The sequence below is a fragment of the Micromonospora sp. 15K316 genome, from assembly GCF_004348525.1.
GTDB lineage: Bacteria > Actinomycetota > Actinomycetes > Mycobacteriales > Micromonosporaceae > Micromonospora.
Genome location: NZ_SMKG01000048.1, coordinates 23,218 through 32,125, shown reverse-complemented (window position 1 = coordinate 32,125; position 8,908 = coordinate 23,218). Strand labels below are relative to the sequence as shown.

General features: G+C 74.6%; 5 protein-coding genes and 1 tRNA gene. All 6 read left to right on the top strand.

All coding sequences use genetic code 11. The features are described 5' to 3' along the window. Positions 1-229: 229 nt before the first annotated feature. On the top strand, positions 230-3,499 hold the full coding sequence (gene fdh / locus E1211_RS12860; protein ID WP_207915353.1) for a formate dehydrogenase: 3,270 nt from the start codon (positions 230-232) through the stop codon (positions 3,497-3,499). After that, entirely contained in the window at positions 3,489-4,535 is a 1,047-nt protein-coding gene (locus E1211_RS12855) for a 4Fe-4S dicluster domain-containing protein (protein ID WP_132348769.1), read from the top strand. The genes fdh and E1211_RS12855 overlap by 11 nt, the downstream gene beginning before the upstream one ends. After that, positions 4,532-5,644: an NrfD/PsrC family molybdoenzyme membrane anchor subunit gene (nrfD, locus tag E1211_RS12850; protein WP_132348767.1), complete on the top strand. Its 1,113-nt coding sequence runs from the start codon at positions 4,532-4,534 to the stop codon at positions 5,642-5,644. The genes E1211_RS12855 and nrfD overlap by 4 nt, the downstream gene beginning before the upstream one ends. A gap of 56 nt (positions 5,645-5,700) precedes the next feature. After that, positions 5,701-5,796 (top strand) — tRNA-Sec (locus E1211_RS32480). Positions 5,797-5,817: 21 nt separating this feature from the next. Beyond that, a complete protein-coding gene (selA, locus tag E1211_RS12845; RefSeq protein WP_132348765.1) occupies positions 5,818-7,122 on the top strand; it encodes an L-seryl-tRNA(Sec) selenium transferase in 1,305 nt (434 codons plus the stop codon). A gap of 1 nt (position 7,123) precedes the next feature. Continuing rightward, positions 7,124-8,875: a SelB C-terminal domain-containing protein gene (locus E1211_RS12840; RefSeq protein WP_132348763.1), complete on the top strand. Its 1,752-nt coding sequence runs from the start codon at positions 7,124-7,126 to the stop codon at positions 8,873-8,875. The last annotated feature ends 33 nt before the right edge of the window (positions 8,876-8,908 follow it).

The following is an 8,908-nucleotide window of genomic DNA, read 5'->3' as shown; positions in this document are numbered from 1 at the left end:
CAGGTGGACCACGCCGGTCGCGGTGGGGGAGGCGCCCTGCATGCTGTCAGGGTAACCCGACAGGTGGTCCGGCCCACCCCGCCGTGGCGGACTTCGGTGGTGCGGTGCCCGCCCTCGGGCGGTTCGTACCCGGTTCGTGCGGGGGTTCTGCGCCGACTCGGGTCGCGCGGGCGCGTCGACTGGCCTATGTTCATGGGGTCGGCGTCGACGCTCGGGAGGGGGTGCCGCAGTGGGTGTCCGGACCTTCATCGAGGGGTGGCCGGTCTATCGGCAGCTCACCGGCACCGACCCGCTGGGCCGGGGCGCGGCGGCGCAGTCGGCCCGTACGGCGGAGCTGACCGCCCGTACGGAGACGGCCGACAGCATGGCTCGTTCGGTCTGCCCCTACTGTGCCGTCGGCTGCGGCCAGCGGGTCTACGTCAAGGACGGGCAGGTCACCCAGATCGAGGGCGACGAGGACAGCCCGATCTCCCGGGGCCGGCTCTGCCCGAAGGGCGCCGCCAGCAAGAGCCTGGTGAACAGCCCGCTGCGGGAGACGAAGGTCCGCTACCGCCGGCCGTACGCGACGGAGTGGGAGGATCTGGAGCTCGACGTCGCGCTCGACATGATCGCCGACCGGGTGCTCGCCGCGCGCGAGCAGACCTGGGAGGACGTGGACAGCGAGGGCCGGCCGCTCAACCGCACGCTGGGTATCTCCAGCCTGGGTGGGGCGACGCTGGACAACGAGGAGAACTACCTCATCAAGAAGCTGTTCACGGCGATGGGGGCGCTCCAGATCGAGAACCAGGCGCGGATTTGACACTCCGCCACCGTCCCCGGTCTGGGGACCAGCTTCGGTCGCGGTGGCGCGACGGACTTCCAGCAGAACCTCGCCAACGCTGACGTCATCGTCATCCAGGGCTCGAACATGGCCGAGGCCCACCCGGTGGGCTTCCAGTGGGTGATGGAGGCGAAGCGGCGGGGGGCGAAGGTCTTCCACGTCGACCCGCGGTTCACGCGCACCAGCGCGCTCGCCGACACGTACCTGCCGATCCGGGCGGGCACGGACATCGCTCTGCTCGGTGGGGTGGTGCGTTACATCCTGGAGAACGGGCTGGACTTCCGGGAGTACGTGCTGTCGTACACCAACGCGGCGACGATCGTCAGCGAGGAGTTCGTCGACACCGAGGAGGGCGACGGCCTCTTCTCCGGGTTCAACGAGGAGACCGGGGCGTACGACCAGACCAGCTGGCAGTACGCGGGGCAGGAGGGCAACTCCGGCTCGATGGACACCAGCGCCGAGCGGGACACCGCGGCGGGGCTGCGGCACGAGTCGCACGGCGCGCCGATTCCGGGGCAGGTCCTGCGGGACGAGTCGTTGCAGCATCCGCGCTGCGTCTACCAGATCCTGAAGCGGCACTACGCCCGCTACACGCCGGAGATGGTGGAGCGGGTCTGCGGCATCCCGCAGGAGAAGTTCCTCGAGCTGGCTCGCGCGTGGACGGAGAACTCGGGGCGGGAACGCACCGGGGCGCTGGTCTACTCGGTGGGTTGGACGCAGCACAGCGTCGGTGTGCAGTACATCCGCACGGGCGCGATCATCCAGACGTTGCTGGGTAACATCGGCCGTCCCGGTGGCGGTGTGATGGCGCTGCGGGGGCACGCGAGCATCCAGGGCTCGACCGACATCCCGACGTTGTTCAACCTGCTGCCGGGCTACCTGCCGATGCCGCACCACGCCAAGCACCCGACGTTCGACATGTGGGCGGAGAGCATCCACCACCCGGGGCAGAAGGGCTTCTGGGGCAACGCGCGGGCGTACTGCGCGAGCCTGCTGAAGGCGTACTGGGGGGACGCGGCGACGCCGGAGAACGACTTCTGCTACGGCTACATGCCGCGGATGACCGGCGACCACGGCACCTATCAGCAGGTGCTGAACATGATCGAGGGCAAGGTGAAGGGGTACTTCCTGCTCGGGCAGAATCCGGCCGTCGGGTCGGCGCACGGGCGGGCGCAGCGGCTCGGCATGGCCAATCTGGATTGGCTCGTGGTCCGTGACCTCTTCATGATCGAGAGCGCCACCTTCTGGCGTAACGGCCCGGAGGTGGAGACCGGCGAGATCGCGCCCGAGCGGTGCCGCACGGAGGTGTTCTTCCTGCCCGCCGCCTCCCACGTGGAGAAGGAGGGCACGTTCACGCAGACGCAGCGGATGCTCCAGTGGCGGGAGAAGGCCGTGGAGCCGCCGGGCGACGCCCGCTCCGAGCTGTGGTTCTTCTACCACCTGGGGCGCAAGCTGCGGGAGAAGCTGGCCGGGTCGGACAAGCCCCGGGACCGCGCGCTGCTCGACCTGGCCTGGGACTACCCGACCCAGGGCCCGCTCGCGGAGCCGAGCGCCGAGGCGGTGCTGCGGGAGATCAACGGGTTCGACGTGGCCAGCGGCCGCCCCCTGGGCGGCTTCACCGAGGCCCGCGCCGACGGCTCCACCGCGGTGGGCTGCTGGATCTACAGCGGCGTGTACGCCGACGGGGTGAACCAGGCGGCCCGCCGCAAGTCGAGGCACGAGCAGAACTGGGTGGCCGGCGAGTGGGGCTGGGCGTGGCCGTCGAACCGGCGCACCCTCTACAACCGCGCCTCGGCCGACCCCGATGGTCGCCCGTGGAGCGAGCGGAAGAAGTACGTCTGGTGGGACGAGGAGAAGGGCGAGTGGACCGGCTACGACGTGCCGGACTTCGAGAAGACGAAGCCGCCGTCGTACCGGCCGGAGCCGGGCACGTCCGGGCCGGCGGGGATCGCCGGTGACGACCCGTTCGTCATGCAGGCCGACGGCAAAGCCTGGCTCTACGCGCCCAGCGGGGTGGTGGACGGGCCGCTGCCGACGCACTACGAGCCGGCCGAGTCGCCGGTGCGTAACCTGCTCTACCGGCAGCAGGCGAACCCGAGCCGCAAGGTGTACCCGGATGCGATCAACTCGGTGAACCCGAGTCCGCCCGAGGACCAGTGGCGGATCTTCCCGTACGTGTTCACGGTCAGCCGGCTCACCGAGCACCACACCGCGGGTGGGATGAGCCGGATGGTGCGCCCGCTCGCCGAGTTGCAGCCGGAGATGTTCGTGGAGGTCTCGCCCGAGTTGGCGGCGGAGGTGGGGCTGACGCATCTGGGTTGGGCGCACCTGGTCACCGGCCGCGCGGTCATCGAGGCGAAGGTGCTGGTCACCGACCGGCTCACGCCGCTGCGGGTGGAGGGCCGGGTGATCCACCAGGTGTGGTTGCCGTACCACTTCGGCTACGAGGGGCTGGTCACCGGCGACTCGGCCAACGACCTGATCGGGATCACCCTCGACCCGAACGTGCTGATCCAGGAGAGCAAGGTGGGGACCTGCGACGTCCGTCCCGGCCGCCGGCCCACCGGCCCGGCCCTGCGCGCGATGGTCGAGGACTACCAGCGGCGCGCCTTCATGAGCCCGGACCGGCACGCGCCGGTGGTCACTCCGCCCGACCCGGGGGCGTCTGATGCTTCCTGACCCGAACAGCCTCGCCGGTCCGCTCGACCCGGCGCCGGAGGCCGGTTGGTCCGAGGCGCCGCCGCGGATGGGTTTCTTCACCGACACCAGCGTCTGCATCGGTTGCAAGGCCTGCGAGGTGGCGTGCAAGGAGTGGAACGACGTGCCCGCCTCGGGCCTTGACCTGCTCGGCATGTCGTACGACAACACCGGTGCGTTGACCGCCAACTCGTGGCGGCACGTCGCGTTCATCGAGCAGCCCCGCCCGGCCGGGCACCGTACGCCGCCGTTCGCCGGCAACCCGACGGATGGCACCACCAGCCCGTCGTCGGCGGCGGTCGGCGCGACCACCGCCAACCCGGTCGGCACGGAGCCGGGGGTGCCGCCCGGTTCGCCGGAGGCGGCGGCCCGGATGGCGGCCGGACCCGAGTTCCTCGGCATGCCCGGCGCGCAACCGCCGGGCCGGGCCACCGGCCCGGAGAGCCGGTCGGACTTCCGCTGGCTGATGATGTCCGACGTGTGCAAGCACTGCACGCACGCGGCCTGCCTGGACGTCTGCCCGACCGGCTCGCTGTTCCGCACCGAGTTCGGCACCGTGGTGGTCCAGGAGGACATCTGCAACGGCTGCGGCTACTGCATCTCCGCCTGCCCGTACGGAGTGATCGACAGGCGCAAGGACGACGGGCGGGCGTGGAAGTGCACCCTCTGCTATGACCGGATCGGCGTCGGGAAGACCCCGGCGTGCGCGCAGGCCTGCCCGACCGAGTCGATCCAGTACGGGCCACTGGAGGAGTTGCGCGAGCGGGCCGCGGCCCGGGTCGCCACCCTGCACGAGCGGGGCGTGCCGGAGGCGCGGCTCTACGGTCACGACCCGGCCGACGGGGTCGGCGGCGACGGCGCGTTCTTCCTGCTCCTCGACGAGCCGGAGGTGTACGGGCTGCCGCCGGATCCGGTGGTCACCACCCGGGATCTGCCGAAGATGTGGAAGCGGGCCGGCCTGGCGGCCCTGGCCGTGGCGGCGGCCGCCGTGGCCGCGTTCGTCGGAGGTTCCTCGTGAGTTCGGAGCACCCGCCGGTCGGTGACCGGTTCCGCCGGTTCCGCGATCGGCTCGACGGGGGCCTGTCCGGGCAGCCGGCGGGCCAGACCGACGCCGGCGTCACGTCCACGCCCGGTCGCCGTGGCGGGCGTCGCCGCGGCGGCGGGGAGGAACTGCGGGTCCCCGAGGCCGAGTTCACCTCGTACTACGGCCGGCCGGTGCTCAAGCCGCCGGTGTGGGACTGGGCGATCGCCGCGTACCTGTTCAGCGGTGGGCTGGCGGCGGGGTCGTCGCTGCTCGCGGCGGGCGGTCAGCTCACCGGCCGGCCGGCGCTGCGCCGGGCGGGTCGGGTCACCGCGCTCGCCGCGGTCGCGGCCAGCACCGGGTTCCTCATCGAGGACCTGGGGCGTCCGGCGCGGTTCCACCACATGCTGCGGGTGGCGAAGCTGACCTCGCCGATGTCGGTGGGCACCTGGATCCTCGCCGCGTTCGGCCCGGCCGCCGGCGTGGCCGCGGTCGCCGAGGCGGCGTCGCTGCTGCCCGAGCGCGGGCTGCCCGGGCTGGCCCGCCGGGCGCTGCCGCCGATCGGGCAGGCGGCGGGGCTGGCCGCGGCGGCGACGGCGCCGGCGTTGGCCACGTACACCGCGGTGCTGCTGTCGGACACCGCGGTGCCGTCCTGGCACGAGGCGTACCGGGAGTTGCCGTTCCTCTTCGCGGGCAGCGCCCTGGCCAGCGGGGCCGCGGTGGGGCTGATCGGCGCGCCGCCGGAGCAGGCCGCACCCGCCCGCCGGATGGCGGTGGCCGGCGCCGCCCTCGAACTCGCCGCGGCGCACCGGACGGAGACCCGGCTCGGCCTGCTCTCCGAGCCGTACCGCAGCGGCCGGCCGGGGCGGCTGATGAGCGCCGCCCGGGCGCTCACCCTGGCCGGGACCGCCGGTGCGCTGGTGGGCCGCCGCAGCCGGGTGGTCTCGGCGATCTCCGGCGCCGCGCTGCTGGCCGCCTCGCTGGCCACCCGCTTCGGCGTCTTCCACGCCGGCGTCGCCTCGTCCCGCGACGCCAGGTACACGGTGGTGCCGCAGCGGGAGCGGCTGGAACGCCGCCGGCAGGCCGCCGCCGGCACCGGCGACTGAGAAGACTTTTCGACCTCCCCGCGCGGCGGCGTGGCCCTTGTGGTCAAATGCTCCGTGGAGGCGTTCAGGCGGCTGGTGCCCCTCCCGGTCTTCAAAACCGGTGTGGTCCGGGACCCGGGCCAGGCGGGTTCGATTCCCGTCCGCTTCCGCCAACCACTGTGGGGGATGACGTGATGCGCGACGGGCAGACCGATCCGCGCCGCGCCGTACCCCGTACCGACGCGCTGCTCGCCGACCCCGGGCTGGCCGCCGCGACGGCGGTGCTCGGCCGCGATCGGGTGAAGGCCGCCGTGACCGCCGCGCAGGACCGTGCCCGGCGGGGGGAGATCCGCCCCGACGAGGTACGTGACGTGGCCGTCGCGGCGTTGCCGGCGCCGACACCCCGGGCGGTGCTCAACGCCACCGGGGTGGTGCTGCACACCAACCTGGGTCGGGCGGCGTTGTCCCGTCCCGCCGTCGACGCGCTGGTCGCGGCGGCCGGGCACACCGATGTCGAGCTGGACCTGGCCACCGGGCGGCGGGCCCGCCGCGGCCGCGACGCGCTCGCCGCGTTGGCCGCCGCGGTGCCCGCGGCGGCCGCGGTGCACGTGGTGAACAACGGCGCCGCCGCGCTCGTGCTCGCGGCGACCGCGCTCGCCGCCGACCGGGAGATCGTGGTCAGCCGGGGCGAGCTGGTCGAGATCGGCGACGGGTTCCGCCTGCCGGACCTGCTGGTCAGCACCGGCGCGCGGCTGCGCGAGGTGGGCACCACGAACCGCACCACTCTCGCCGACTACGCCGCCGCGGTCGGCCCGCGCACCGGGTTCGTGCTCAAGGTGCACCCGTCGAACTTCCGGGTCACCGGCTTCACCTCCGCGGTCGGCGTACGTGAGCTGGCGGGTCTCGGTGTGCCGGTGGTCGCCGACATCGGTTCCGGGTTGCTGGTCGCGGACCCGCTGCTGCCCGACGAGCCGGACGCGGCCGGCACGCTGCGCGCCGGCGCGCACCTGGTGACCGCGAGCGGGGACAAGCTGCTCGGCGGGCCGCAGGCCGGGCTGCTGCTCGGCGACGCCGAGCTGGTGGGGCGGCTGCGCCGGCATCCGCTGGCCCGGGCGTTGCGGGTGGACAAGCTCACCCTGGCGGCGCTGGCGGCCACCCTGCACCGGCCCGACACGCCGACCCGGGCGGCCCTGCACGCCGACCCCGGCGCGCTGCGGGCGCGGGTGGAGCGGCTGCGGGAACGGCTCGGCGCGGACGGCCGCAAGTCCGAGGTGGTGCCGTCGGCGGCGGTGGTCGGCGGGGGCGGTGCGCCCGGCGTGGAGCTGGAGTCGTGGGCGTTGAGCCTGCCCGAGCGGTACGCGGCGCCGCTGCGTACGGGTGAGCCGCCGGTGCTCGGCCGGGTGGTGCGGGGGCGGCTGCTGCTGGACCTGCGGTGTGTGCCGCCGGAGGCCGACGAGGCGGTACGCGCGGCGGTGCTGGCCGTGCCGGAGGACGACTGACGTGCGGGTGGTGGCCACCGCGGGGCACGTCGACCACGGCAAGTCCACGCTGGTGCGGGCGTTGACGGGGATGGAACCCGACAGGTGGGCGGAGGAACGCCGCCGGGGCATGACCATCGACCTGGGCTTCGCCTGGACGACGCTGCCCTCCGGGGGCACCGTCGCGTTCGTCGACGTGCCCGGGCACGAGCGGTTCGTGCCGAACATGCTCGCCGGGGTCGGTCCGGTGCCGGCGGCGCTGATCGTGGTGGCCGCGGACGAGGGGTGGATGCCGCAGTCCGCGGAGCACCTGGCCGCGTTGGACGCGCTCGGTGTGTCGTACGGCCTGCTGGCGGTGACCCGCGCGGACCTGGCCGATCCGGGGCCGGCGATGGCCCAGGCCCGCGCGGAGATCGCCGCGACGTCGCTGGGGGCGGTGGAGGCGGTCGCGGTCAGCGGGCTGACCGGAGCGGGCCTGCCGGAGCTGCGTGCGGCGCTGGACGGGCTCGCCGCGCGGCTGCCGGCCCCGGCGGGCGGCCCGGTGCGGCTCTGGGTGGACCGTAGCTTCACGATCCGGGGCAGCGGCACCGTGGTCACCGGCACGTTGGGCGCGGGGCGGCTCCGCGTCGGTGACGAACTGGAACTGGCCGGCACCGGTGAGATGCTGCGGGTACGCGGTCTGCAGACGCTCGGGGCGCCCGCGGCCGAGGTGACCTCGGTGGCCCGGGTGGCGGTGAACCTGCGTGGCACCGCCCGGGACCGGTTGACGCGCGGTGACGCCCTGCTCAGCCCCGGCCGGTTCCACGGCACGGAGGTGCTGGACGTCCGTGTCGCCGGCGACCCGGCCGCGCAGCTGCCGGGCACCCTCACCCTGCACGTCGGCTCGGCCGCGGTGCCGGTCCGGGTTCGCCCGCTCGGTACGGACACCGTCCGGCTGCGGCTGGCCCGGCCGCTGCCGCTGCTCATCGGTGACCGGGCGCTGCTGCGCGACCCGGGCCGCCACCACGTGGCGGGCGGGGTGACGGTGCTCGACGTGGCGCCCCCGCCGCTGGTCCGCCGGGGCGCGGCCGCGGCCCGCGCCGCCGTCCTCGCCGGACTCGACGGACGGGCCGACCTCGCCGGGGAGTTGCGTCGCCGCCTGCTGGCCCGGGCCGCCGACCTGACCCGCATGGGGGTGCCGGTCGACGTGGCCCCGGTGGCCGGTGACTGGCTGGCCGACCCGGAGCACTGGCGGGGGCTGGGCGTCCGCCTGGTGGAGGAGGTGGCCCGGCACGGCCGGGAGCACCCGTTGGAGCCCGGCGCGCCCGTGGAGGCGCTGCGGCAGCGGCTCGCCCTGCCGGACCGGGCCCTGGTGGAGGCGCTGGTCCGGCCTCCGCTGCGGCTGGCGGGCGGCCGGGTCACCGCGGCGGCCGTCGACGCGCTGCCCGCGCCGGTGGCCCGGGCCGTGCAGCGCATCCGCGCCGAGTACGGCCACCGCCCGTTCCAGGCGCCGGAGGCCGACCGCCTGGCCGACCTGGGTCTGGGGCCGAGGGAGATCGGGGCGGCGGTCCGCGCCGGCGTGCTGCTGCGCCTGGCGGAGAACGTGGTGCTCCTGCCCGACGTGCTCGACGACGCGGTACGGGTGCTGGCGGGTCTGCCCCAGCCGTTCACCCTCTCCGCGGCGCGGCAGGCGCTGGACACCACCCGGCGGGTCGCCGTGCCGCTGCTGGAGCTGCTGGATCGGCGCGGCGCCACCCGGCGGATGCCGGACGACGCCCGGATCGTCGTGGGCTGACCCGGTCATCCGGCCGTGCGGGTCTCCGCCGGT

What these genes read in the sequence shown, in the direction of transcription:
- E1211_RS12855 (WP_132348769.1), top strand. Translation starts at nt 3,489, where the DNA reads ATGCTTCCTGACCCGAACAGCCTCGCCGGTCCGCTCGACCCGGCGCCG.
- selA (WP_132348765.1), top strand. Translation starts at nt 5,818, where the DNA reads ATGCGCGACGGGCAGACCGATCCGCGCCGCGCCGTACCCCGTACCGAC.